The organism is Klebsiella sp. 141198 (assembly GCF_050600785.1).
GTDB lineage: Bacteria > Pseudomonadota > Gammaproteobacteria > Enterobacterales > Enterobacteriaceae > Klebsiella > Klebsiella aerogenes.
This window is the reverse complement of record NZ_JAQIRM010000001.1, coordinates 438,766-462,341: the sequence shown is the minus strand read 5'-3', so window position 1 is coordinate 462,341 and position 23,576 is coordinate 438,766. Positions and strand designations below refer to the sequence as shown.

Genomic DNA, 23,576 nt, shown 5'->3' with positions numbered 1-23,576 from the left:
GGTAGCCCGGGAACACCTTAATCGATGGCGGCCCCTACTTTCTGATAACCAGCCGCGGCGGCATAATCTGATTACGCGCGCTGCCTTGCCCCTCCTCGAGGCGGCGTAAAATACACTCCGCCAGGCTGTTCCCCATCTCACGCGCGGGGGTGGTCACCCAGGTCAAGGGGACATCATCGAGCGCCGCTTCCGGCACTTCGGCAAAGGCCGCCAGCGCGATGCGTTGCTCAAAATAACTTTCCACGCTACCCTCGCTGCTCTGCCGCCCGGCGCGCAGCAGACCGAACCACGCCCCGGTGGCGATGACGCTGTTATAGCAAAGTACCGCGCTGATGGTCGGATTTTGCCGCAGCAGCGCGATCATGGCTTCCGCCGCCTGCTGCTGACTGGAGCCACACTCGACAACCCATTCACTATGAAACGGCAGGCCGTACTTCAATAAGGTGGCGCAATAACCGCCCACCCGTTCGGCGCGGGTCAAGGACGCGCTTTGTCCGCCAAGCCAGGCGATGCGCTGATGACCGCGGCGAATCAGATGTTCCGTTACCATTTGCGCCGCCTGCATGTTATCCGGGCGGATCAGGTCAATATCGTCCAGATAGCTGGCGCGGGAGGCAAAAACCAGCGGCATCCCCACTTCGGCGGCACGATCGCGCAGTTCGCCGCCCTTGTCGATAGCGCCAGCGATAATCACCCCGTCCACGCCCTGTGAGACCAGGGTTTCGAAGCGCTGGAGCATTTTCTCGCCGCGATGCCCGCCCTGGGTGAGAAATACCATTTTACCCTGTGATTCCAGCGCATCGGTCAACCCGGCGGTTAGCTCGGCATAAAACGGCTTCGACAGATCGCTAACGATAAGGCCAATTACCCCGCTTTGCCCGCCGCGGAGCGACGCCGCCTGGCGATTACGCACAAACCCGAGCTGCTCAATGGCCTGATTGACGCGCTCGCCGGTGGCCGAAGAGATGCGCCCTTTACCGCTGAGCACCAGCGATACCGTACTGACCGAGACGCCAGCCGCCAGCGCCACATCATTGATGGTTGTCTTTTTTGCGATAGCCATAACGACTGGCTGACTCCCTTTGCCTTTCGATAAAACGTTTTATCAGTATGTTATCTTTATAAACCTTATTATCGCTTGATTATGTGATTTTTATCGCACTAAAAAATGGTAAAACGTTTTATCTTGCCGCTACGTTACATCCTATCGACCCTTTTCAGAACCAGGATTCGTGTATGACGGCGAAAACAGCACCAAAAATTACCTTATGGGAGTTTTTCCAGCAGTTAGGAAAAACCTTTATGTTGCCCGTGGCGTTGCTCTCGTTTTGCGGGATCATGCTGGGGATCGGCAGCTCGTTAAGCAGCCACGATGTGATTACGCTGCTGCCGTGGCTGAACGTGCCGCTGCTGCAGGCGATTTTTGTCTGGATGAGTAAAGTCGGCTCATTTGCTTTTAGCTTCCTGCCGGTCATGTTCTGTATCGCTATCCCGCTCGGCCTGGCGCGTGAAAACAAAGGCGTCGCCGCTTTCGCGGGCTTCGTCGGCTACGCGGTCATGAACCTCGCGGTCAACTTCTGGCTGACGGCGAAAGGCATCCTGCCGACGACCGACGCGGCGATCCTCAAGGCCAACAACATTCAGAATATTATCGGTATTCAGTCGATCGACACCGGGATCCTCGGCGCGGTGATCGCCGGTATTATCGTCTGGATGCTGCACGAACGCTTCCACAACATCCGTCTGCCGGATGCGCTGGCCTTCTTTGGCGGCACGCGCTTTGTGCCGATCATTACCACCGTGGTGTTAGGCCTGGTCGGTCTGGTCATTCCGCTGGTGTGGCCGGTGTTCGCGATGGGTATCAACGGACTAGGACATGTTATCAATAGCGCCGGCGATTTTGGCCCGATGATCTTCGGTACCGGAGAACGCCTGCTGCTGCCGTTTGGCCTGCACCATATTCTGGTGGCGCTGATCCGCTTTACCGAAGCGGGCGGCACCATGGACGTTTGCGGCCACAGCGTCAGCGGCGCGCTGACTATCTTTCAGGCGCAGCTGAGTTGCCCGACGACGCACGGCTTCTCTGAAAGCGCGACCCGCTTCCTGTCACAGGGTAAAATGCCCGCCTTCCTCGGCGGCCTGCCCGGCGCGGCGCTGGCGATGTACCACTGCGCCCGCCCAGAAAACCGTCATAAAATTAAAGGGCTGCTCATTTCCGGCGTCATTGCCTGCGTGGTCGGCGGTACCACTGAGCCGTTGGAATTCCTGTTCCTGTTCGTCGCACCGGTACTGTACGTCATCCACGCCCTGCTGACCGGCCTTGGTTTCACTATCATGGCGGTACTTGGCGTCACCATCGGCAACACCGACGGCAACATTATCGACTTCGTGGTGTTTGGCATCCTGCACGGGCTGTCGACCAAGTGGTATATGGTGCCGGTTGTCGCCGCCATCTGGTTCGCGGTGTACTACGGTATCTTCCGTTTCGCCATCACCCGCTTCAACCTGAAAACGCCGGGCCGCGATATCGAAACGGCGGCCAACATCGAAAAAGCAGTTGCCGGAACGATTGGCAAATCAGGTTATAACGTGCCGGCGATTCTGGCCGCGCTCGGCGGTGCTGATAATATCGTCACGCTCGATAACTGTATTACCCGCCTGCGCCTGTCGGTGAACGACATGAGCAAAGTCGATACCGCCGCGCTGAAAGCCAACCGCGCAATCGGCGTGGTCCAGCTTAACGATCACAACCTGCAGGTGGTCATCGGCCCACAGGTTCAGTCGGTAAAAGATGAAATGGCCACCCTGATGAATACCGTTCAGGCCTAAACATACGCCCCCTCTCACCCGGAGGGGGCATTCGCGAAGGAAATTCAGATGTTTGATTTTGCCACGCCAGTGGACCGCCACGGGACCTGGTGCACCCAATGGGATTACGTAGCCGACCGTTTCGGCGCCGCCGACCTGCTGCCGTTCACTATCTCCGATATGGATTTCGCTACGGCCCCTTGTATTATCGACGCCGTCAGCCAGCGCCTGGCGCACGGCGTTTTTGGCTATAGCCGCTGGAAAAACGACGAATTTCTCGGGGCCGTCAGCCACTGGTTCGCCAGCCGTTTTCATAGCCCCATTGACCACGAGGCCATCGTTTACGGCCCGTCGGTTATCTACATGGTGGCCGAAATGATTCGGCAATGGTCCAATCCGGGCGACGGCATCGTGGTCCATACTCCGGCTTACGACGCGTTTTACAAAACTATCGACGGCAACCAGCGACGCATTGCCCCAGTCGTCCTCAAGCTTGATGAGGGTGAGTGGCGCTGCGATATGAACGAACTGGAAGCCGCGCTCGCCCATCCCGACAACCGCATTTTGCTGCTGTGCAGCCCGCACAATCCGACGGGCAAAGTCTGGAGCCGCGACGAACTGACCACCATGGCGCAGCTGTGCGCGAAGCATAACGTCCGGGTTATTAGCGATGAAATTCATATGGATATGACCTGGGGCGAACATCGTCATACCCCCTGGTGCGCCGTTGCGCAGGGCCCCTGGGCGCTGTTCACGTCGGGCTCAAAAAGCTTCAATATCCCGGCATTTACCGGCGCCTATGGGCTCATCGCCGATACCGCTTCGCGCGATGGCTATCTGCAAGCGCTGAAAGGCCGCGATGGTCTATCTTCTCCGTCGGTTCCGGCGCTGGTCGCGCATATCGCCGCCTATCGTCAGGGCGCGCCATGGCTGGATGCGTTACGCGATTATCTGCAGGAAAACATGCGCTATATCGCCGAGCAGCTGAATCAGGCCTTCCCGCAGCTAAACTGGCAGCCGCCACAAGCCACCTATCTGGCGTGGATCGATCTGCGTCCACTCGGTATCGACGATCGCGCGCTGCAAAAAGCGCTGATTGAAGAGCAAAAAGTCGCGATCATGCCGGGTTATACCTATGGCGAAGAGGGTAACGGTTTCATCAGGCTAAATGCCGGATGCCCGCAGGTGAAGCTTGAGAAAGGAGTTCAAGGATTGATTGCCGCTCTGCGATCATTGCGCCCTGAATTAAAATAATTTTGATATACCTCAAAAACTTTTTAACCACACAGGAGTATTAAAACAACGCGAAACAATCACGTCCGAATGACACTGCAGAGGAGGAAATGATGAAAACCTACGATCGTAACCGTAATGCTATTGACGCTGGCAGCCGGGTCATGGTGGCCGACAGCGGCGCGACGGGAGTGATTAAGGCCATTCATGGCGCCAATAAAAACAGCGAACAGCTGCGCCGCAGTGACTGCGTAGAATTAGACGGTAGTCATGAATTGTATTGCCCATTGAATCTTATTCGCCTGGGCTTTAATTAATTCCAGCGTTGTTGATTTAAGGCCGCCCTGACTGGCGGCCTTTTTCATGAGGCATTCTTCCCGCTTTTGATCTCGTCGAGTGATTCTGAAAGCTAAGCGGCGTATTATCGCGGCTCTTCAAGCCCTTTCGGGGCGAATTACCTTCTGAGTTCAGAGGCATTTCTATGACATGGCATCAATTCAAACAAGCCTGGCTAATTAAGTTTTGGGCGCCAGCGCCTGCGGTGATCGCCGCCGGTATTCTTTCTACTTACTATTTTGGCATTACCGGTACATTCTGGGCAGTCACCGGCGAATTTACCCGCTGGGGCGGCCAGCTGCTGCAGATGATGGGCGTCCCGGCCGAAAACTGGGGTTACTACCAATTAATCCATCTCGAAGGTACGCCGTTAACGCGTATCGACGGTATGATGATCCTTGGCATGTTTGGCGGCTGCCTGGCCGCCGCGCTGTGGGCGAATAACGTCAAGCTGCGGATGCCGCGTAGCCGCATTCGCATTTTCCAGGCGCTGGCCGGCGGCATTATCGCGGGCTTCGGCGCCCGGCTGGCAATGGGTTGTAACCTGGCGGCTTTCTTCACCGGGATCCCGCAGTTTTCCCTGCACGCATGGTTCTTCGCCATCGCCACCGCCATCGGGACCTGGTTCGGCGCGCGCTTTACGCTGCTGCCTGTTTTCCGTATTCCGGTCAAAATTGAGAAAGTCTCCGCGGCCTCACCGTTAACTCAAAAACCCGCGCAGGCCCGCCGCCGCTTTCGTCTGGGAATGCTGGTATTTGTCGCTATGATCGGCTGGGGGCTACTGACCGCCGCCAATCAGCCTAAACTGGGCCTGGCCCTGCTGTTCGGCGTTGCCTTTGGCCTGCTCATCGAGCGAGCGCAAATCTGTTTCACCTCCGCCTTTCGCGATATGTGGGTGACCGGGCGCACCTATATGGCCAAAGCAATCATCTTCGGGATGGCGGCCAGCGCCATCGGTATCTTTAGCTATGTGCAGCTCGGCATGGAGCCCAAAATCATGTGGGCCGGGCCGAACGCGGTAATTGGCGGCCTGCTGTTCGGTTTCGGCATCGTACTGGCCGGTGGTTGCGAAACCGGTTGGATGTATCGCGCCGTTGAAGGCCAAGTACATTATTGGTGGGTCGGGTTAGGCAACGTTATCGGCTCCACCCTGCTGGCTTACTTCTGGGATGATTTATCGCCGACGCTTGCCACCAACTGGGATAAGATTAACCTGCTGACGACTTTTGGTCCGTTCGGCGGCCTGCTTATCACCTACCTGCTGCTATTTATCGCGCTGATGTTGGTCATCGCCTGGGAAAAACACTTCTTTCGCCAGAAAAACACTTCGGCGACCCGTATTAAGGAAACCGCATGAAAGAGATCGTTCCTGATTACCGCCTCGATATGGTTGGTGAACCTTGCCCCTACCCAGCCGTGGCCACGCTTGAAGCAATGCCGGCACTAAAAAAAGGGGAAATACTTGAAGTGGTGAGCGACTGTCCGCAGTCAATCAACAACATCCCGCACGATGCTAAAAATCACGGCTATACCGTGCTGGATATTCAGCAGGATGGGCCGACGATCCGCTATCTGATTCAAAAGTGACGAGAAGGGCCGGTAGCGCGCTACCGGCTGTCATTACTTGCCCGCCATCCAGCGCCGATAACGTTTAGCCTGCCGTTTCGCCGTCAGTTGCGCCGTCAGCAACGCCCACAGTGGTGAGACCTGCGGCCGCACCGCGCGGTGGCGGCTTAACCGCTGCAGCTGATATTTCACCGCCGCCATATGCGCGCTGGCGGCAATGGCCTTGTTCTTCCAGTTACCCTGACGCAGCAGTGGCGCATCGTACTCCCCCTCACGCCAGTACTGCGCCAAATTGGGCACAATCGCCATCGCCGTGGCGATCCCCACCAGCGCAACTCCGCTATTCACCACCCTTTCCGCCACTTCACGCCGCCGCACGCCGCCGGTGACCATTAGTGGAATGGTCGCCACTTCGGCGATCTGCTCGGCAAACTGCAGGAAGTAAGCTTCCCGCGCCAGCGTTCGCTCATCACGCATGGCGCCCATCATCGCCGGCGCTTCGTAGCTGCCGCCGGAAAGTTCGACCAGATCGGCGCCGCTTTCCGCCAGCATTTGCACCACCCTCTTCGCATCGTTAATCGAAAAGCCGCCGCGCTGGAAATCCGCTGAGTTGAGTTTAACCACCACGGTAAAATCCGCCGCCACCGTCTCGCGGACGCCGCGCACGATATCCAGCAGTAGACGGGCGCGATTTTCAATGCTCCCGCCATATTGGTCGGTGCGCTGGTTACTGAGCGGCGAGAGGAACTGGCTCAGCAAATAACCGTGGGCGGCATGGATTTCGACGCCGTGAAATCCAGCGCGTTCCGCTAACCGGGAGGTGGTGATGAACCGTCGCGTCACATCGGTGATATCCTTCTCATCCATCGCCCGCGGCAGGCGAAAGCGCGAAGATTGCGACCCAAGATCCAGCGCCAACGCCGAAGGGGCCAGCGTCTCCTGTCCCAGGCCCGCAGGCATCTGTCGCCCAGGATGATTGATCTGCATCCACACCTGCGCGCCATTCGCCCGTGCCGCCTGCGACCAGGCGCGGAACTTGTCGAGATGTCGTTCATCTTCCAGCACCACGCCTGCCGGGCCTGTCATCGCCCGGGCGTCCACCATCACATTACCGGTAATAATCACCCCGGCGCCGCCCTGCGCCCAGGCCTGATAAAGCATGAATAATTCCGTTGACGGCGCATGATCGGCATCGGCCATATTTTCTTCCATCGCCGCTTTAGCGATGCGGTTGTTAATGACGACGCCAGAGGCCAGTCGTAGAGGGGTAAAAAGGGTCATGTCAGGGCTCCAGTCAGTGAACTGGACAAACCATAACCTTAAAGTTAAGTTTAAGGTCAAGCAGCTTATGAGGAATAAAAATGAATATCGGTACACTGGCAAAACGCAGCGGCCTGGCTCCTTCGCGGATCCGTTATTACGAGCGGGCGGGGATCCTCAAAACCGTGCAGCGTAAAGCCAATGGCTATCGCAGCTATCCGGAAGAAACGCTGGTCGTGCTGGGACTGATTACTACCGCTCAGGCGGCGGGATTTACTCTTGAAGAAATCGCCGCCCTGTTACCGTCCGATCTCAACCACTGGGACCGACAAACGCTACTCACCACCCTGCAACAAAAAGTGGCGGATATTGAAAAACTGGAACAGAAACTCGCGTACGGTAAAGCGCAGCTGGTAAGCGTTATTGATGAGATACAACAGAAGCCGGATGACATTGACTGCGCCGCTAATGCGCGGCGCGTGTTATCTCAGGTGCTGGATGTGCAGGACCGGACGGCGAAGGAAGAATAGCTACCAGCCTTTCACCGCATCGCCTTTATACAATTCGGCGGCGGCGTTGGCGACTTCGTCGGTCTGGTAGGCTTTCACCAGGTTCTTCACCTTTGCGCTATCTTTATTATCTTCGCGGCTGGCAAAGATATTGACGTACGGTGAATTTTTATCCTCAATGAACAGACCATTACGCGTCGGCGACAGGCCAATCTGGCTGGAAAAGGTGGTATTAATGATAGCCATTGTCACCTGTTTATCATCCAGCGCACGGGTCAGCTGCGGCGCTTCAATCTCGACGATTTTCAGCTTCTTTGGGTTATTGACGATATCCAGCGCGGTTGGCAGCAGGCCTACTCCCTCTTTCAGAGTGATAAGCCCCTGATTCTCCAGCAATAGCAGTGAGCGTCCAAGGTTGGTTGGGTCGTTAGGCACCGCCACCTGGGCGCCGTCCGGAAGCTGCGAAATAGCGGTGATTTTCTTTGAATAAGCGGCTATCGGATAGACAAATGTGGTACCAACATCCACCAGCTTATAGCCGCGCTCCTGAATCTGTTTATCCAGATAGGGTTTATGCTGGAAAGCATTGATATCAAGATCGCCATTGTTCAGCGCCTCGTTTGGCAGAACGAAATCATTGAAAGTCACCACCTCGACATCGAGATTATATTTTTGTTTGGCGACTTTTTGCACCACCGCCCAGACTTGCTGATCGATACCCGCGCTAATCCCCACCTTAATATGATTAGGATCCCGATCTTTTGGCCCACAACCCGCCAGTAGCAACGCGCCAACGAGAGCCAATGAATGAGTAAAACCTTTAAGTGAAAAAGCCATTTTCCCGGTGTCCTTTTAATATAGCCTGCTGACGATGGCAGGAATTTCAGTCCGGGACACTATATATAAGCGTCTTACTAAGATTAAATACTGATTCTCTATGACTAATAGCGAAACGCTATTGATAAGTCGCCACGCTGCTTTTACTCCCCCGCCAGTGGAACTGCTGATTTCTTGCGCTGAAGCAATACTTTGTAACACTTGAAACACTGTTCCAATACCATTACACACATTAAAATTAAGTTTATATAATTAGCATTATAATAAATAGATAAGTGAACGTTTTATATACACTAGCTGTATATAAAGCCGTATCGCACGCACACACGACCCACAAGGAAAACCATGGAGCTTCTGGATTTGCTCAGAACCATTTTTGAGCGAGTACGTACTGATGCGGATTTTATTTCATTTACTGAAGTACTCATTGAAAATAATGTCTCTTATTACATCTATTTTGTTGCTACCGGGAATGTGAATTTTGTTATGTCATCAGATACTTTCGTTTCCCTGAAAAGCAACAGAAAGTTGCTGCGTGTTAACTCGCAGGCCTGCAGAACGCTCACCCGAGAAGCTGCGCGACGCCACTTTAGTGGTGTCACTCCTTTTGATAACTATTGCGCCGAACTGGCAAATGCCGGGGTATTTAAATGGGTGGTTGATCTTAATGAAAAAACGCGCCATTACTGGTCAAAAGACAACACATTATTGCATATGGAAAATATGATTCTCCCCTTTTAATCGCTGAAATTATTAAACGCTCATCCAGATATTCAGACGGCCCGGAAGTTAGTTTACGCTTGGGGCCGCTCAACACCTCAATTTGCGCAACAGAAAAGGGAAATGGCTTTTTATTTGCGCAAATAACAGACTTTGCCCCCCCATCTCCCTGTATCCATAGGATTTTTTCCGTACTTTTAAACGGTTACGCTGCTGATGTATAATATCGTGCACTTCAACTAAAAAATGAGTGCGACCATGATTGATTCAACTTTGCCTTTAACAGACATTCACCGCCATCTTGACGGCAACATCCGTGCCCAAACCATTCTCGATCTTGGCCGCCAGTTCAATATTACTCTCCCGGCAGATACCCTTGAAACGCTGCGTCCGCATGTGCAGGTCACCAGCAATGAACCAGACCTGGTTAGCTTCCTGGCGAAACTCGATTGGGGCGTGAAGGTGCTGGCTTCTCTGGAAGCCTGCCGCCGTGTTGCCTGGGAAAACGTTGAAGACGCCGCGCGCAACGGCCTGCACTACGTTGAGCTGCGTTTTTCTCCGCGTTATATGGCGATGACCCATCAGCTGCCGGTCGCCGGCGTCGTCGAAGCGGTAATTGCCGGAGTACGCGAAGGCTGCCGTGATTTCGGCGTCGAGGCGCGTCTGATTGGCATCATGAGCCGCACCTTCGGCGAAGCGGCCTGTGAAGAGGAACTCGACGCCCTGCTGGCCCATCGCGATGGGATCACCGCGCTGGATCTGGCTGGCGATGAGCTGGGGTTCCCTGGCGCGCTGTTTATGGATCATTTCCGTCGCGCGCGTGACGCGGGTTGGCGTATTACCGTCCACGCAGGTGAAGCAGCCGGGCCGGAAAGTATCTGGCAGGCCATTCGTGAACTGGGCGCCGAACGCATCGGTCATGGGGTGAAGGCCGTGCAGGATCCGAAGCTAATGGACTACCTCGCCGCTGAACGTATTGGCATTGAATCCTGCCTGACGTCGAACATCCAGACCAGTACCGTCGCCTCACTGGCGCAGCACCCGCTGAAGACCTTCCTCGATCACGGCGTGCTGGCCTGCATTAACACCGACGATCCGGCGGTACAGGGTGTGGATATTATTCACGAGTACAATGTCGCCGCACCGGCGGCGGGCCTCAACCGCGAGCAGATCCGTCAGGCGCAAATTAACGGTCTGGAACTGGCGTTCCTCAGCCGTCAGGAAAAAGAGGCGCTGATCCAACGCGTTCTAAAGGCTAATTAAGCCAAAGCTCCGCCGTGCAGGCGGAGCATGCTGTTAAATCAGGCACAGCGCCGTCCGGTGCCGTGCCGATTCAATCCCCAGTTCAATCAGTTCCATAATCTGAATCGCCTGGCTTGCGGGTACCGGGTTTTCTCCGCTGCCGTTGAGCGCATCGCGAATCGCCGCATAATAAGCGGGATAGTTCCCGGGGAGCGTCAGCCAGGTTTCCTCGACGAGCTCTTCGCCTTCAACGCGGGTCAATATACCGTCACGCATATCGTAGCCCCAATCCTCCTGCGGCAACCGTTCGCCGTTTTTCAAACGTTCTTCCTGCGGATCGAGACCATATTTCACATAGCTTCCTCGTGAACCATGGACGATATATCGCGCCGTTTCTGCCGCCGCCAGCAGCGTGCTGTGCAAAATCACTCGCCGTTGCGGATAAACTAACACCGCGTGAAAATAATCCGTCGCCTGCGCGCCGGGGCGCTGCTGCGCCAGATCGACGGCAATACTCACCGGCAGGCCAAACAGATTGACCGCCTGATCCAGCAGATGCGGGCCTAAGTCATACCAGATACCGCTGCCAGGGCCGCCCTGCTCACGCCAGCGGTCACGAACCTGCGGGCGAAAACGATCGAAATGTGATTCAAAATAACTGACCTCCCCCAAATCCCCTGCGGCAATCAAGGCCTTCAGCGTGAGAAAATCGCTATCCCAACGGCGATTATGGAACACCGATAACAGCCGCCCGCGGCTTCTGGCGATAGCATCCAACTCGCGTGCTTGTGACAGTGTCACGGTAAAAGGTTTGTCAACAATGACGTGTTTACCCGCCTCCAGCGCCGCTCGCGCCAAAGGGAAATGGGTATCGTTGGGAGTCGGAATAACAATCAAATCGATATCAGGGTCAGCGTATAGCGAACTCGCTGAAGCCACCACCTGGGTCGCCGGCCAGTCTGTCAGTACTTTTTGCGCGTCGCTACTGACCACGGCCGATAGCGCCATACCCGGTGTACCGGAAATCAATGGCGCGTGAAATGTCTTGCTTGCATAACCATAGCCTATCAGTCCTACCCTTATAGCATCACTCATGGCGTCATCCTCGCAGGCAACCATGACTTCTACTATAAACCTTAATCTTCCGCTTATCCGTGCACGCTGTTCATCTTTGCGTCAGTTGCGCAATGCATGGGCGGTAATACTTGCGTTGTTTCCGCGGTTTAGTAACATTTCAATCCATTTTAACTTTCCGCTTTAGAATTATGACGACTGTTTTTACCCGCATTGTAGAACTTATTGGTTGGGTTGTGTTTGGCGTTTCGGCTGTACTGTTGGTGGTTGCGCATCAAATCGATGATTATCAGTCCCCGCCCCCGGCTAGCACCGTACAGGCGAAATAAAGGCAAAAAGTGATACTCGCCGCAAATCTGCAACCGGTTTCAGAAACCGGTTGCAGATTTGTCGCGCCATTCAATACACTCTCCTTATCACTTGATAAGGAGTTTTTTAATGGCCGCATTTCCGCAAGATTTTCTCTGGGGGGCAGCAACGGCCGCCTACCAGGTTGAAGGCGGGCACGATGCCGATGGCAAAGGCCCTTCTATTTGGGATATTTACTCGCACCAGCCGGGAACCACCTTTCAGGGCACCAATGGCGATATCGCCGTCGATCACTATCATCGTTTTCGTGAAGATGTCGCCCTGATGGCTGAAATGGGGCTACAAAGCTACCGTTTTTCTATCTCCTGGCCACGGTTATTGCCTCATGGCCGTGGCGAAGTCAATGAACCCGGCGTACAGTTTTACAGCGATTTGATCGACGAACTGCTGGCGCACAATATCGAACCAATGATCACCCTTTATCACTGGGATTTACCGCAGGCATTGCAGGACGAAGGGGGTTGGGAGGCTCGCAGCACAGCGGAAGCCTTCGCCGAATACGCTCGTCTGTGCTATCAGCGCTTCGGTTCCAGGGTCAAGCTGTGGGCAACCTTTAACGAAACCATCGTATTTATCGGCCACGGTTATATTAATGGCTGCCATCCACCGGCGGTACGCGACCCGGCTCGCGCCATCCAGGCTTGTCACCATGTCTTTGTCGCCCACGCGCTGGCCGTTAAGACCTTCCGTGAAATGAACATTAACGGCCAGATCGGTTTCGTTAATGTCCTGCAGCCCCATACGCCGTTGACGCAAAGCGCCGAGGATATCAAGGCCACCGCGTTGGCCGATGCTATCCATACCCACTGGCTATACGATCCGGTACTGAAAGGCGTCTATCCAGCCGATTTGCTCCGTCAGGCTCAGGCGCTGTGGAATGTACCCCTTCTTGCGCCGGGCGACGATGCGCTGCTCAAGGAAAACCGCTGTGATTTTATCGGCCTGAATTATTATCGTCGGGAGACGGTCTCCGCCACGCCGCAAGAAGGTCCAGGCGTCGGCGAGTCCGGCGTGGATGGATTATTTTATTTCGTCCGCAATCCGCAAAGTACTTATACTGAATGGGGCTGGGAAATTTGGCCGCAGGGATTAACCGACGGCATCATGATGATAAAAGAGCGCTATGGCGATATCCCAATCTATATCACCGAAAATGGTTTGGGGGCAAAAGATCCGATAATTGACGGTGAAATTGTCGACGATCCGCGAATTGACTATCTGAGTAGCCACATTAATGCGCTGGAAAAAGCAATAGCATTAGGTGCGGATGTCCGCGGTTTTTACCCGTGGTCCTTTATTGACCTGCTAAGCTGGCTCAACGGCTATCAGAAGCAGTATGGCTTTGTCTACGTCGATCACCAGCAGAACCGCGCCCGCAAACGAAAAAAGAGTTATTTCTGGTACCAAAACGTTATTGCCAGCCGAGGCGAACAGCGTTAATCTTCCCCCCTCAGGCGCCGTCCGGCGCCTGATCTGGTTGTAGAATATTCTTAAATTTCTTTTTACGATGCCAGGATCCTAATCAGTTCTTGTTTTTAGTATTGGCAACCGAAATAATTCCGCCGGCCCATCAAGAAGGCGCTGTTAGTTGAAACACGGTTTACAGAAAATTGGTAATATTCGACTTAATTCCGATTATTAAATGGATACACAAATGACCGTTCAGGATTATTTATTAAAATTCCGCAAAATTAGTTCGCTGGAAAGCCTAGAAAAACTTTTTGATCATCTTAACTATTCTCTCTCTGACACCAATGAAATCGTCAACATGTATCGCGCCGCCGATCACCGCCGCGCCGAGTTAGTTTCTGGCGGAAAACTGTTCGATGTCGGCCAGGTGCCGAAGTCGGTATGGCGTTACGTGCAATAAAGACTGTTATCATTCACGCCAGTTGCTTATACTTCCCGCCCTGAAATTAACTAACTGGCGTTGAATCCGGGGGTTACGATGTCCTCTCAATCTGCAGAACGTATCGGCGGATGGCTACTGGCGCCGCTGGCGTGGTTACTGCTCGCGCTGCTCAGCACCTCCCTATCATTAATACTGTACGCGAATGCGCTGATGGCGCCGCAGACCTGGGCATTGCTGAAAGCGATGAGCTTCGGCCACCTGGCGCTATGGCTGGCCTCGCTGCTGTTCGCCGTCGCGATGTGGTATTATACCCTGTGGCTGACAATCGCTTTTTTCAAACGCCGCGCGGTGGTACCCAAACACTACATTATCTGGCTGCTTATTTCGCTGCTGCTGGCGATTAAGGCGTTCGCTTTTTCGCCGATTTCGGATCTTCTGGCCATGCGACAACTGCTGTTTCCGTTGCTTGCCGCAGCACTGTTTGCGCCCTATTTTCGACGCTCTGCGCGGGTTAAGCGGACCTTCGTCAATCCGTAATAACCACACAGTTCACCTGTTGTCGCCGGTATCGATTTATTCGATAATAGGCGGCTTTTTTTCGTTTCAGGTCCAATAATGGCTGATTATTTACTGCTCTTTGTCGGTACTGTCCTTGTTAATAACTTCGTGCTGGTGAAGTTCCTTGGATTGTGCCCGTTTATGGGGGTTTCCAAAAAGCTGGAAACCGCTATGGGGATGGGACTGGCCACCACCTTCGTGATGACGCTGGCCTCGATTTGCGCCTGGTTGATCGACACCTGGATCCTTATCCCGCTAAACCTTGTTTATCTGCGCACCCTGGCCTTTATCCTGGTCATCGCGGTGGTGGTGCAATTTACCGAGATGGTGGTCCGTAAAACCAGCCCGGCGCTGTATCGCCTGCTGGGGATCTTCCTGCCGTTAATCACCACCAACTGCGCGGTGCTTGGCGTGGCATTGCTGAATATTAACCTCGGGCATAATTTCCTGCAGTCCGCGCTGTACGGTTTCGCCGCCGCCGTCGGTTTCTCGCTGGTGATGGTGTTATTCGCCGCCATTCGCGAACGACTAGTAGTTGCCGATGTTCCCGCGCCGTTTCGCGGTAACGCGATTGCGCTGGTGACCGCAGGATTAATGTCGCTGGCATTTATGGGCTTTAGTGGTTTGGTGAAGTTGTAATGAGCGCTGTCTGGATAGCCGTGATCGCCATCAGCCTGCTCGGGCTGATTTTCGGCTTAATACTGGGGTACGCGTCGCGCCGTTTTGCGGTGGAAGACGATCCGGTGGTAGAAAAAATTGATGAACTGCTGCCGCAAAGTCAATGCGGCCAATGCGGTTTTCCTGGCTGTCGTCCCTACGCGGAAGCCGTTGGGACTCAAGGTGAAAAAATTAACCGCTGCGCCCCCGGCGGCGAAGCGGTTATGTTAAAAATCGCCGCATTATTGAATGTCGATCCGCAGCCTATTGACGGCGACGAGCAGCAGCAAGAGCCGGTTCGCATGTTGGCGGTGATTGATGAAGCCAACTGCATTGGCTGCACCAAATGTATTCAGGCCTGCCCGGTCGATGCCATCGTTGGCGCGACCCGCGCCATGCATACGGTGATGAGCGACCTGTGTACCGGCTGTAATCTCTGCGTGGCCCCCTGCCCGACTCAGTGTATTGACCTGCGTCCAGTCGCTCAGACCACCGAAACCTGGAAATGGGACCTGCAAACCATCCCAGTACGCAATATTCCTGTGGAACAACATGTTTAAGTTATTTTCCGCTTTCCGAAAAGACAAAATCTGGGATTTCAACGGCGGTATTCATCCGCCTGAAATGAAAACTCAGTCCAACGGCACGCCGCTGCGTCAGGTTCCGCTGCCGCAGCGTTTCGTCATTCCACTGAAGCAGCATATCGGTGCTGAAGGCGAATTGTGCGTACAACCGGGCGACAAAGTTCTGCGCGGTCAACCGTTGACCCGCGGTTTTGGCAGAATGCTGCCGGTTCATGCCCCGACTTCCGGAACGGTGACGGCTATCGAGCCTCACTCGACCGCTCATCCTTCCGCGCTGGCGGAACTGAGCGTTATTATCGACGCCGATGGCGAAGATTGCTGGATTGAGCGCGAGGGCTGGAGCGACTACCACAACAAGTCGCGTGAAGAACTGATCGAACGTATCCACCAGTTTGGCGTCGCCGGACTCGGCGGCGCCGGCTTCCCTACGGGAACAAAACTGCGCGGCGGCGGTGATAAAATCGACACACTGATTATCAATGCCGCCGAATGCGAACCCTATATCACCGCTGACGATCGCCTGATGCAGGATTGCGCGGCGCAGGTTGTGGAGGGGATCCGCATCCTTGCGCATATTTTGCAGCCCAAACAGGTGCTGATTGGTATCGAAGATAACAAGCCGCAGGCCATCTCCATGCTGCGCGCGGTATTAACCGACGCCCATGGCATAGCATTGCGGGTGATCCCAACCAAATATCCCTCCGGCGGCGCGAAGCAGCTCACGCAAATCCTCACCGGAAAGCAGGTGCCGCACGGCGGACGCTCCTCCGATATTGGCGTCCTGATGCAGAACGTTGGCACCGCTTATGCAGTTAAACGCGCGGTGATCGACGGCGAGCCGTTGACCGAGCGCGTCGTAACCCTCACCGGTGAAGCGATTAGCCGTCCGGGCAACGTTTGGGCACGCCTTGGTACGCCGGTGCGCCATCTTCTGAGCGATGCCGGTTTCTGCGCCAGCGCGGAGCCGATGGTCATCATGGGCGGGCCGCTAATGGGCTTCACTCTGCCCTGGCTCGACGTTCCGGTCGTGAAAATCACTAACTGCCTGCTGGCGCCGTCGGTGACTGAGATGGGCGAAACGCAGGAAGAGCAAGGTTGTATCCGCTGCAGCGCCTGCGCCGATGCCTGCCCGGCAGATCTCCTCCCCCAGCAGCTATATTGGTTCAGTAAAGGCCAGCAGCACGATAAAGCCACCACCCACAACTTAGCTGACTGCATCGAATGCGGCGCCTGCGCCTGGGTCTGTCCTAGCAATATTCCACTAGTGCAATATTTCCGCCAGGAAAAAGCGGAAATTGCCGCCATTCGCCTGGAAGAACAGCGCGCCGCCGAGGCCAAAGCTCGTTTTGAAGCGCGACAGGCGCGTCTTGAGCGCGAAAAAGCCGCGCGTCAGGAGCGGCACAAAAAAGCTGCCGTCCAACCGGCGGCGAAAGATCAGGATGCTATTAACGCCGCGTTGGCCCGGGTGCGTGATAAGCAGCGTGATGCGGCGCAGCCGATTGTCATTCAATCCGGCAGTAAACCGGACAACAGCGAAGCGATTGCCGCCCGCGAAGCGCGTAAAGCCGAGTCTCGGGCGCGCAAAGCCGCACAGCAAACTGCTGTCGACTCGACAGCCGATGCTCCCGATCCGCGTAAAGCCGCCGTTGAAGCCGCCATCGCTCGCGCCAAAGCACGAAAAGCCGCGCAGCAGGTTGAAAGCGCCGCACCGTCTGCCGAAAGTGAAGCTCCGGTTGAGGCAGCGCCCGCGGTCGACCCGCGTAAAGCCGCCGTTGAAGCCGCTATCGCCCGAGCCAAAGCGCGTAAGGCTGCGCAGCAGGTTGAAAACGCCGCACCGTCTGCCGAAAGTGAAACAACGGTTGAGGCTGCGCCCGCGGTCGATCCGCGTAAAGCCGCCGTTGAAGCCGCTATCGCCCGTGCAAAAGCGCGTAAGGCCGCACAGCAAGTAGAACAACAAACCGCGCCGGACGCGGCCAATGACGACCCGCGTAAAGCGGCCGTCGCGGCAGCTATCGCTCGCGTTCAGGCACGTAAAGCAACACAGCAGGCAGTTAACGAGGAATAAATGGTTTTCAGAATCGCAAGCTCCCCTTATACCCACAACCAGCGCCAGACCTCGCGAATTATGCTACTGGTGCTGCTGGCGGCGATCCCTGGTATTGTCGTCCAGAGCTGGTTTTTCGGCTGGGGTACCCTGTTGCAGATTATCCTTGCGGCCTTCACCGCATGGGGAACCGAAGCGGCTATTCTCAAGTTGCGCAAACAAAATATTGCGGCAACCCTTGCGGATAACTCCGCCCTGCTGACCGGTTTGTTGCTGGCAGTCAGTATTCCGCCGCTGGCGCCGTGGTGGATGGTGGTGTTGGGCACCGCATTCGCGGTGGTGATTGCCAAGCAACTGTACGGCGGATTAGGGCATAACCCCTTCAACCCGGCAATGATCGGCTACGTCGTCCTGCTGATCTCTTTCCCGGTGCAGATGACCTCCTGGTTACCACCTCACGAGATTGCCGCTCAGGTTCCTGGTTTTATGGATGCGCTGCAGGTCATTTTCGGCGGCCACACCGCCAGCGGTGGCGATATGAACAGCCTGCGCATGGGAATCGACGGTATCAGCCAGGCTACTCCGCTGGATACATTTAAAACGTCGCTGCATGCCGGACACAGCGCAAAAGAGATCCTGCAGTATCCAATTTATGGCGGCCAACTGGCTGGTCTCGGCTGGCAGTGGGTTAACCTCGCCTGGCTGGCTGGCGGGCTGTTCCTGCTTTGGCAAAAAACCATTCGCTGGCATATCCCGGTTAGCTTCCTGCTAAGCCTTGCCGTCTGCGCCACTCTCGGCTGGATTTTCTCACCGGAAAGCCTGGCATCGCCGCAAATGCATCTGCTTTCCGGCGCCACCATGCTCGGGGCATTCTTTATCCTTACCGATCCGGTGACGGCATCCACCACCAACCGCGGACGCCTGATTTTCGGCGCGCTGGCCGGTTTACTGGTATGGCTAATCCGCAGCTTCGGCGGTTATCCGGACGGGGTCGCCTTTGCCGTGCTGCTGGCGAATATTACCGTCCCATTGATTGACTACTACACGCGCCCGCGCGTGTATGGCCACCGTTGAGGAGTCGCGATGTTAAACAGCATGCGTAAACATGGCATCACGCTGGCGCTCTTTGCCGCTGGCTCGACCGGACTAACGGCCGCCATTAATGAGTTAACCAAAAACACCATCGAGCAGCAGGCCGCGCTGCAGCAAAAGGCCCTATTCGATCAGGTCCTGCCAGCGGAGAGTTATAATAACGATCTGCTGAAAAGCTGTTATCTGGTGACCGCGTCGCAGTTAGGCAAAGGTCAGCATAAAGTGTGGATTGCAAAACAGAACGATACGCCGGTCGGCGCGGTGATGGAAGCCACGGCGCCGGATGGTTATTCCGGGGCGATTCAACTGCTGGTCGCAGCTGACTTTAAAGGCACCGTTCTTGGATCACGTGTCACCGAGCATCATGAGACCCCCGGACTCGGCGATAAGATCGAACTGCGTATTTCTGACTGGATCACCCACTTCAGCGGCAAGGTTATCCATGGTCAAAATGATAGCCACTGGGCGGTGAAAAAAGACGGTGGTGATTTCGACCAATTCACCGGTGCGACCATTACCCCCCGCGCGGTGGTAAACGCCGTTAAACGCGCGGGACTGTATGCGCAAACGCTGCCCGCGCAGATCCCTGAATTCACCGCCTGCGGAGACTAAACCATGAGCGAAGTAAAAGACGTCATTGTTCAAGGGTTGTGGAAGAATAACTCGGCGCTGGTTCAGCTGTTGGGTATGTGTCCCCTGCTTGCGGTTACCTCAACGGCTACCAATGCCCTGGGCCTCGGTCTGGCGACCACGCTGGTACTGACGCTAACTAACCTCACTATCTCCAGCCTGCGCCGTTGGACGCCAGCGGAGATCCGTATTCCGATCTACGTGATGATTATCGCCTCGGTAGTTAGCGTGGTACAAATGCTTATCAACGCATACGCTTTCGGCCTGTATCAATCGTTGGGTATCTTCATTCCACTTATCGTCACCAACTGTATCGTGGTGGGGCGCGCCGAAGCGTTCGCCGCCAAAAAAGGACCGGCGCTGTCGGCGCTTGATGGTTTTTCCATTGGTATGGGCGCGACCTGCGCCATGTTTGTGCTGGGATCGCTGCGCGAAATAATCGGCAATGGCACGCTGTTTGATGGCGCCGATAGCTTATTAGGCGGTTGGGCGAAAGTTCTGCGCATCGAAGTTTTCCATACCGATACGCCGTTCCTGCTGGCGATGCTGCCGCCGGGCGCTTTCATTGGCCTCGGTATGATGCTGGCGGTAAAATACCTCATCGATGAGCGTACTAAGCAGCGTAAGGCGAAAGCGGCGCAGGCCGTCTCCGTCGCCCCAACTGATGTGACAGGGAAAGCGTAAGATGAATAAAGCCAAACGCCTGGAGATCCTGACCAGGCTGCGGGATAACGACCCGCACCCAACCACCGAACTTAATTTTACCTCGCCGTTCGAGTTACTGATTGCGGTGCTGCTGTCGGCGCAGGCCACCGATGTGAGCGTCAATAAAGCGACGGCGAAGCTCTATCCGGTCGCCAATACGCCGGCGGCGATGCTGGAACTTGGCGTTGACGGCGTGAAGTCCTATATCAAGACCATTGGTCTTTTTAACAGTAAAGCCGAAAACGTCATTAAGACCTGCCGCATCCTGCTGGAGCAGCATAACGGTGAAGTACCGGAAGACAGGGCGGCGCTGGAGGCCTTACCGGGGGTCGGGCGTAAGACCGCTAATGTCGTGCTGAATACCGCCTTTGGCTGGCCGACTATTGCCGTCGATACCCATATTTTTCGCGTTTGCAATCGGACACAATTTGCTCCCGGCAAGAACGTTGAACAAGTCGAAGAAAAGTTGTTAAAGGTGGTTCCTGCAGAGTTTAAAGTTGACTGCCACCACTGGCTTATTCTTCACGGCCGTTACACTTGTATCGCGCGAAAACCGCGCTGTGGTTCCTGCCTGATTGAAGATTTGTGCGAGTATAAAGAGAAGGTAGAGTCCTGAGTTCTGCATATCTGCTGAATACGACCGCTCTCCCCAGTCGCCGCTATTTTCCTCATTGACCGCCAGGAGCCATAACTTAACCTATGGTTATGGCTCTATTATTTATCAATCATACCGATAATCACTCCATACTTTTGCCGTTTAGATGGATAATTATGCGGTTATATAACCAGCAATCAGCGCATTCGTTTTTTACCGTTGAAAATTTTCTATATATTTGTGATCAAGATCATCCACGCAACTCATCGTTAAATTACTGTTGCAAAAATGCTGCAAAAAGCCAGCAATTTCAATATCAGAGCCTTACACGCCAGGACAATAGCCTGCTTATTTTTAGGAATATAGGCCATCTCACTACCTTCAAGGTCAAAAAGCAGAATATATCGCCTTTATCCCCGCGGCGACGGCCAATCACAGATTAAAATATCAGGTTTAGCAAAAAGGTGAAATTTAACTCTGTATAACATTTGTATGACCGGTTAATTATAGTGGCTTAGTTATGTGTAACAGAGTATTACAAAGCTATTGCCTGATGGGGCAGGATAGTGAACATTACTTGCCGTTTTCCCTCCAAGAATAACTATAAAGGCGGCGGTCCTCCGGGATTGCGCCCCAAACAGCCCCCGTTAATATGGGATGTAAAAAAAGAGGTATATGTGTCAACTGCAAACAATAAACCAGCAGAAAGCGTGAGTTTGAACGCTTTCAAACAACCAAGAGCGTTTTATCTCATTTTCTCCATTGAGTTATGGGAGCGTTTTGGTTATTACGGCCTGCAAGGGATCATGGCCGTTTACCTGGTAAAACAGCTGGGTATGTCGGAAGCGGATTCTATCACCCTGTTCTCTTCCTTTAGTGCACTGGTTTATGGCCTGGTCGCTATCGGCGGATGGCTCGGCGACAAGGTACTTGGCACCAAACGCGTCATCATGCTTGGCGCGATTGTACTGGCTATCGGCTATGCGCTGGTTGCCTGGTCCGGTCACGATGCCGCCATCGTCTATATGGGTATGGCGACTATCGCCGTCGGTAACGGCTTGTTTAAAGCCAACCCGTCCTCCCTGCTCTCTACATGCTACGACAAGAACGACCCGCGTCTGGACGGTGCATTCACCATGTACTACATGTCCGTCAATATCGGTTCCTTCTTCTCTATGCTGGCCACACCGTGGTTGGCGGCGAAGTTCGGCTGGAGCGTGGCGTTCGCGCTGAGCGTAGTGGGCATGCTGATTACCGTGGTTAACTTCGCCTTCTGCCAGAAGTGGGTTAAACAGTACGGTTCTAAACCTGACTTCGCTCCGGTACATGTCGGCAAACTGCTGGCGACCATCGTCGGCGTGGTAGTTCTGGTTGCTATTGCCACCTGGCTGCTGCACAACCAGGGCATCGCACGTATGGCGCTGGGCGTCATCGCACTGGGCATCGTTATCATCTTCGCTAAAGAAGCCATGGCGCTGCAGGGCGCGGCGCGTCGTAAAATGATCGTTGCTTTCCTGCTGATGGTTGAAGCGATTGTCTTCTTCGTACTGTACAGCCAGATGCCAACCTCGCTGAACTTCTTCGCGATCCGTAACGTTGAGCACTCAATTCTGGGTATCGCGTTCGAACCTGAGCAGTATCAGGCGCTGAACCCGTTCTGGATTATGATTGGTAGCCCGATTCTGGCGGCGATTTATAACAAGATGGGTGACCGTCTGCCGATGCCGCATAAGTTCGCCATCGGTATGGTACTGTGCTCCGGTGCTTTCCTGGTGCTGCCGCTGGGTACCAAATTCGCCAGCGATGCCGGTATCGTCTCCGTCAACTGGTTGATCCTCAGCTACGCGCTGCAGAGTATCGGTGAACTGATGATTTCCGGCCTCGGCCTGGCGATGGTGGCTCAACTGGTACCGCAACGTCTGATGGGCTTCATCATGGGTAGCTGGTTCCTGACCACCGCAGGCGCCGCCATCATTGCAGGTAAAATAGCTAACCTGATGGCAGTACCGGAAAACGTCACCGACCCGCTGGTTTCTCTGAACGTTTACGGCCACGTGTTCCTGCAAATTGGTATCGCGACCGCAGTCATCGCTTTCCTGATGATGCTGACCGCGCCGAAGCTGAACCGCATGACGCTGGACGACGACGCTGTCGCCAAAGCGCGCGAAACCGCAACCGCTTAAATGCTCCGGGAAAACCAATAAATTTAGGCCGCTAACGTTTGTTAGCGGCTTTTTTTTTGCCCCACGGGGGACTAACATACAGGAAACTGCAGCCACGAGGAGTTACTGATGAAACTGTTCTACAAGCCCGGCGCCTGTTCCCTTGCCTCTCATATCGCCCTGCGCGAAAGCGGCCTCGACTTTACCATCGATAGCGTCGACCTGGCGAAGAAACGCCTCGAAAACGGCGATGACTACCTGCTGATTAACCCTAAGGGTCAGGTTCCCGCGCTGCTGCTTGACGACGACATGCTGCTGACCGAGGGCGTGGCCATCATGCAGTACATTGCCGACCGCGTACCTGACCGTCAGTTGCTGGCCCCAGTGGGCACCATTGCCCGCTATCAGACGCTGGAATGGCTGAATTACGTCGCCACCGAATTACATAAAGGCTTTACCCCGCTGTTCCGCCCGGACACCCCGGAAGACTACAAGCCGACGGTGCGCGCGCTGCTGGAGAAAAAGCTGCAGTATGTCGATGAGTCGCTGCAGGATAAACAGTGGTTGAATGGGCATCGCTTCACCATCGCCGATGGCTACCTGTTTACGGTCCTGCGCTGGGGCTATGCGGTGAAACTGAATATGGAAGCGTACGCTAATATTGGCGCCTGGATGGCGCACGTCGCGGCGCGGCCGTCCGTTGCGGCGGCGCTGTCGGCGGAAGGTCTGAAGTAAACCATTGG

At 54.8% G+C, this 23,576-nt stretch carries 25 protein-coding genes; 21 read left to right on the top strand and 4 right to left on the bottom strand.

Translation table 11 applies throughout. The features are described from left to right. Positions 1-34: 34 nt before the first annotated feature. Positions 35-1,063: a Mal regulon transcriptional regulator MalI gene (locus PGR10_RS02255; RefSeq protein WP_430922840.1), complete on the bottom strand. Its 1,029-nt coding sequence runs from the start codon at positions 1,061-1,063 to the stop codon at positions 35-37. 173 nt (positions 1,064-1,236) lie between these two features. Between PGR10_RS02255 and malX the strand changes: the two genes are divergently transcribed. From malX to yedF, 5 genes are all read left to right on the top strand, one after another. Further along, the gene (gene malX / locus PGR10_RS02250; protein ID WP_213317640.1) at positions 1,237-2,829 is read left to right on the top strand and encodes a maltose/glucose-specific PTS transporter subunit IIBC; all 1,593 of its coding nucleotides are present in this window, start codon (positions 1,237-1,239) and stop codon (positions 2,827-2,829) included. A gap of 48 nt (positions 2,830-2,877) precedes the next feature. After that, positions 2,878-4,062, top strand: a complete 1,185-nt coding sequence (locus tag PGR10_RS02245) for a MalY/PatB family protein (RefSeq protein ID WP_430922839.1) — start codon at positions 2,878-2,880, stop codon at positions 4,060-4,062. A 92-nt stretch (positions 4,063-4,154) separates the two neighbouring features. Continuing rightward, a complete protein-coding gene (gene ydfZ, locus PGR10_RS02240) occupies positions 4,155-4,358 on the top strand; it encodes a putative selenium delivery protein YdfZ (protein ID WP_015705242.1) in 204 nt (67 codons plus the stop codon). 164 nt (positions 4,359-4,522) lie between these two features. After that, positions 4,523-5,734 carry a selenium metabolism membrane protein YedE/FdhT gene (gene yedE / locus PGR10_RS02235; RefSeq protein WP_087858495.1) on the top strand — a complete coding sequence of 404 codons (1,212 nt, stop codon included), beginning with the start codon at positions 4,523-4,525 and terminating at the stop codon, positions 5,732-5,734. Further along, positions 5,731-5,964: a sulfurtransferase-like selenium metabolism protein YedF gene (gene yedF, locus PGR10_RS02230; RefSeq protein WP_015366840.1), complete on the top strand. Its 234-nt coding sequence runs from the start codon at positions 5,731-5,733 to the stop codon at positions 5,962-5,964. The genes yedE and yedF overlap by 4 nt, the downstream gene beginning before the upstream one ends. 33 nt (positions 5,965-5,997) lie before the next feature. Here the strand turns inward: yedF and PGR10_RS02225 are convergent, their stop codons facing one another. Continuing rightward, on the bottom strand, positions 5,998-7,224 hold the full coding sequence (locus PGR10_RS02225; protein WP_430922838.1) for an NADH:flavin oxidoreductase/NADH oxidase family protein: 1,227 nt from the start codon (positions 7,222-7,224) through the stop codon (positions 5,998-6,000). Positions 7,225-7,304: 80 nt separating this feature from the next. Here PGR10_RS02225 and PGR10_RS02220 point away from each other — a divergent pair, with 80 nt between their 5' ends. Further along, positions 7,305-7,733 carry a MerR family transcriptional regulator gene (locus PGR10_RS02220; RefSeq protein WP_087858494.1) on the top strand — a complete coding sequence of 143 codons (429 nt, stop codon included), beginning with the start codon at positions 7,305-7,307 and terminating at the stop codon, positions 7,731-7,733. Here the strand turns inward: PGR10_RS02220 and metQ are convergent, their stop codons facing one another. After that, positions 7,734-8,549, bottom strand: a complete 816-nt coding sequence (gene metQ / locus PGR10_RS02215; protein WP_087858493.1) for a methionine ABC transporter substrate-binding lipoprotein MetQ — start codon at positions 8,547-8,549, stop codon at positions 7,734-7,736. It lies immediately after the preceding gene. A 345-nt stretch (positions 8,550-8,894) separates the two neighbouring features. Here metQ and PGR10_RS02210 point away from each other — a divergent pair, with 345 nt between their 5' ends. Both PGR10_RS02210 and add read left to right on the top strand, forming a co-directional pair. Next, positions 8,895-9,290, top strand: coding sequence for a DUF1398 domain-containing protein (locus PGR10_RS02210; protein ID WP_087858492.1), 396 nt, complete (start codon positions 8,895-8,897; stop codon positions 9,288-9,290). 237 nt (positions 9,291-9,527) lie between these two features. Next, positions 9,528-10,532: an adenosine deaminase gene (gene add, locus PGR10_RS02205; protein ID WP_087858491.1), complete on the top strand. Its 1,005-nt coding sequence runs from the start codon at positions 9,528-9,530 to the stop codon at positions 10,530-10,532. Positions 10,533-10,565: 33 nt separating this feature from the next. On the opposite strand, the gene PGR10_RS02200 is transcribed toward add, so the two are convergent. Then, positions 10,566-11,606, bottom strand: a complete 1,041-nt coding sequence (locus PGR10_RS02200; RefSeq protein ID WP_087858490.1) for an oxidoreductase — start codon at positions 11,604-11,606, stop codon at positions 10,566-10,568. A 170-nt stretch (positions 11,607-11,776) separates the two neighbouring features. Between PGR10_RS02200 and blr the strand changes: the two genes are divergently transcribed. The 13 genes from blr to gstA all read left to right on the top strand — a co-directional run bounded on the left by blr (position 11,777) and on the right by gstA (position 23,568). Continuing rightward, positions 11,777-11,914 carry a division septum protein Blr gene (blr, locus tag PGR10_RS02195; protein WP_015366847.1) on the top strand — a complete coding sequence of 46 codons (138 nt, stop codon included), beginning with the start codon at positions 11,777-11,779 and terminating at the stop codon, positions 11,912-11,914. Positions 11,915-12,023: 109 nt separating this feature from the next. Next, a complete protein-coding gene (locus PGR10_RS02190) occupies positions 12,024-13,394 on the top strand; it encodes a GH1 family beta-glucosidase (RefSeq protein ID WP_430922837.1) in 1,371 nt (456 codons plus the stop codon). Positions 13,395-13,608: 214 nt separating this feature from the next. After that, positions 13,609-13,824 carry a transcription modulator YdgT gene (gene ydgT / locus PGR10_RS02185; RefSeq protein WP_015366849.1) on the top strand — a complete coding sequence of 72 codons (216 nt, stop codon included), beginning with the start codon at positions 13,609-13,611 and terminating at the stop codon, positions 13,822-13,824. A gap of 78 nt (positions 13,825-13,902) precedes the next feature. After that, on the top strand, positions 13,903-14,343 hold the full coding sequence (locus tag PGR10_RS02180; protein WP_015366850.1) for a DUF2569 domain-containing protein: 441 nt from the start codon (positions 13,903-13,905) through the stop codon (positions 14,341-14,343). A 78-nt stretch (positions 14,344-14,421) separates the two neighbouring features. Then, positions 14,422-15,003: an electron transport complex subunit RsxA gene (gene rsxA / locus PGR10_RS02175; protein WP_015366851.1), complete on the top strand. Its 582-nt coding sequence runs from the start codon at positions 14,422-14,424 to the stop codon at positions 15,001-15,003. Continuing rightward, complete coding sequence (gene rsxB / locus PGR10_RS02170; protein ID WP_045392444.1) at positions 15,003-15,581, top strand: electron transport complex subunit RsxB; 579 nt, start codon at positions 15,003-15,005, stop codon at positions 15,579-15,581. The genes rsxA and rsxB overlap by 1 nt, the downstream gene beginning before the upstream one ends. Further along, the gene (gene rsxC, locus PGR10_RS02165; protein WP_430917983.1) at positions 15,574-17,670 is read left to right on the top strand and encodes an electron transport complex subunit RsxC; all 2,097 of its coding nucleotides are present in this window, start codon (positions 15,574-15,576) and stop codon (positions 17,668-17,670) included. The genes rsxB and rsxC overlap by 8 nt, the downstream gene beginning before the upstream one ends. Continuing rightward, positions 17,671-18,723, top strand: a complete 1,053-nt coding sequence (gene rsxD, locus PGR10_RS02160; RefSeq protein WP_213794736.1) for an electron transport complex subunit RsxD — start codon at positions 17,671-17,673, stop codon at positions 18,721-18,723. A 9-nt stretch (positions 18,724-18,732) separates the two neighbouring features. Beyond that, positions 18,733-19,353 carry an electron transport complex subunit RsxG gene (gene rsxG, locus PGR10_RS02155; RefSeq protein ID WP_113374673.1) on the top strand — a complete coding sequence of 207 codons (621 nt, stop codon included), beginning with the start codon at positions 18,733-18,735 and terminating at the stop codon, positions 19,351-19,353. Between the two features lie 3 nt (positions 19,354-19,356). Continuing rightward, complete coding sequence (locus PGR10_RS02150; protein WP_087858486.1) at positions 19,357-20,055, top strand: electron transport complex subunit E; 699 nt, start codon at positions 19,357-19,359, stop codon at positions 20,053-20,055. A gap of 1 nt (position 20,056) precedes the next feature. Further along, positions 20,057-20,692, top strand: a complete 636-nt coding sequence (gene nth / locus PGR10_RS02145; RefSeq protein WP_113374672.1) for an endonuclease III — start codon at positions 20,057-20,059, stop codon at positions 20,690-20,692. Between the two features lie 656 nt (positions 20,693-21,348). After that, positions 21,349-22,854 (top strand): dipeptide/tripeptide permease DtpA, encoded by a 1,506-nt coding sequence (dtpA, locus tag PGR10_RS02140; protein ID WP_430922836.1) that lies wholly within the window; start codon positions 21,349-21,351, stop codon positions 22,852-22,854. A 108-nt stretch (positions 22,855-22,962) separates the two neighbouring features. Then, positions 22,963-23,568 carry a glutathione transferase GstA gene (gstA, locus tag PGR10_RS02135; protein ID WP_087858482.1) on the top strand — a complete coding sequence of 202 codons (606 nt, stop codon included), beginning with the start codon at positions 22,963-22,965 and terminating at the stop codon, positions 23,566-23,568. The last annotated feature ends 8 nt before the right edge of the window (positions 23,569-23,576 follow it).

Excerpts from the sequence above, each read along its gene's own strand:
- PGR10_RS02255 (WP_430922840.1), bottom strand. The coding sequence starts at position 1,063 with ATGGCTATCGCAAAAAAGACAACCATCAATGATGTGGCGCTGGCGGCT.
- malX (WP_213317640.1), top strand. The coding sequence starts at position 1,237 with ATGACGGCGAAAACAGCACCAAAAATTACCTTATGGGAGTTTTTCCAG.
- PGR10_RS02245 (WP_430922839.1), top strand. The coding sequence starts at position 2,878 with ATGTTTGATTTTGCCACGCCAGTGGACCGCCACGGGACCTGGTGCACC.
- ydfZ (WP_015705242.1), top strand. The coding sequence starts at position 4,155 with ATGAAAACCTACGATCGTAACCGTAATGCTATTGACGCTGGCAGCCGG.
- yedE (WP_087858495.1), top strand. The coding sequence starts at position 4,523 with ATGACATGGCATCAATTCAAACAAGCCTGGCTAATTAAGTTTTGGGCG.
- yedF (WP_015366840.1), top strand. The coding sequence starts at position 5,731 with ATGAAAGAGATCGTTCCTGATTACCGCCTCGATATGGTTGGTGAACCT.
- PGR10_RS02225 (WP_430922838.1), bottom strand. The coding sequence starts at position 7,224 with ATGACCCTTTTTACCCCTCTACGACTGGCCTCTGGCGTCGTCATTAAC.
- PGR10_RS02220 (WP_087858494.1), top strand. The coding sequence starts at position 7,305 with ATGAATATCGGTACACTGGCAAAACGCAGCGGCCTGGCTCCTTCGCGG.
- metQ (WP_087858493.1), bottom strand. The coding sequence starts at position 8,549 with ATGGCTTTTTCACTTAAAGGTTTTACTCATTCATTGGCTCTCGTTGGC.
- PGR10_RS02210 (WP_087858492.1), top strand. The coding sequence starts at position 8,895 with ATGGAGCTTCTGGATTTGCTCAGAACCATTTTTGAGCGAGTACGTACT.
- add (WP_087858491.1), top strand. The coding sequence starts at position 9,528 with ATGATTGATTCAACTTTGCCTTTAACAGACATTCACCGCCATCTTGAC.
- PGR10_RS02200 (WP_087858490.1), bottom strand. The coding sequence starts at position 11,606 with ATGAGTGATGCTATAAGGGTAGGACTGATAGGCTATGGTTATGCAAGC.
- blr (WP_015366847.1), top strand. The coding sequence starts at position 11,777 with ATGACGACTGTTTTTACCCGCATTGTAGAACTTATTGGTTGGGTTGTG.
- PGR10_RS02190 (WP_430922837.1), top strand. The coding sequence starts at position 12,024 with ATGGCCGCATTTCCGCAAGATTTTCTCTGGGGGGCAGCAACGGCCGCC.
- ydgT (WP_015366849.1), top strand. The coding sequence starts at position 13,609 with ATGACCGTTCAGGATTATTTATTAAAATTCCGCAAAATTAGTTCGCTG.
- PGR10_RS02180 (WP_015366850.1), top strand. The coding sequence starts at position 13,903 with ATGTCCTCTCAATCTGCAGAACGTATCGGCGGATGGCTACTGGCGCCG.
- rsxA (WP_015366851.1), top strand. The coding sequence starts at position 14,422 with ATGGCTGATTATTTACTGCTCTTTGTCGGTACTGTCCTTGTTAATAAC.
- rsxB (WP_045392444.1), top strand. The coding sequence starts at position 15,003 with ATGAGCGCTGTCTGGATAGCCGTGATCGCCATCAGCCTGCTCGGGCTG.
- rsxC (WP_430917983.1), top strand. The coding sequence starts at position 15,574 with ATGTTTAAGTTATTTTCCGCTTTCCGAAAAGACAAAATCTGGGATTTC.
- rsxD (WP_213794736.1), top strand. The coding sequence starts at position 17,671 with ATGGTTTTCAGAATCGCAAGCTCCCCTTATACCCACAACCAGCGCCAG.
- rsxG (WP_113374673.1), top strand. The coding sequence starts at position 18,733 with ATGTTAAACAGCATGCGTAAACATGGCATCACGCTGGCGCTCTTTGCC.
- PGR10_RS02150 (WP_087858486.1), top strand. The coding sequence starts at position 19,357 with ATGAGCGAAGTAAAAGACGTCATTGTTCAAGGGTTGTGGAAGAATAAC.
- nth (WP_113374672.1), top strand. The coding sequence starts at position 20,057 with ATGAATAAAGCCAAACGCCTGGAGATCCTGACCAGGCTGCGGGATAAC.
- gstA (WP_087858482.1), top strand. The coding sequence starts at position 22,963 with ATGAAACTGTTCTACAAGCCCGGCGCCTGTTCCCTTGCCTCTCATATC.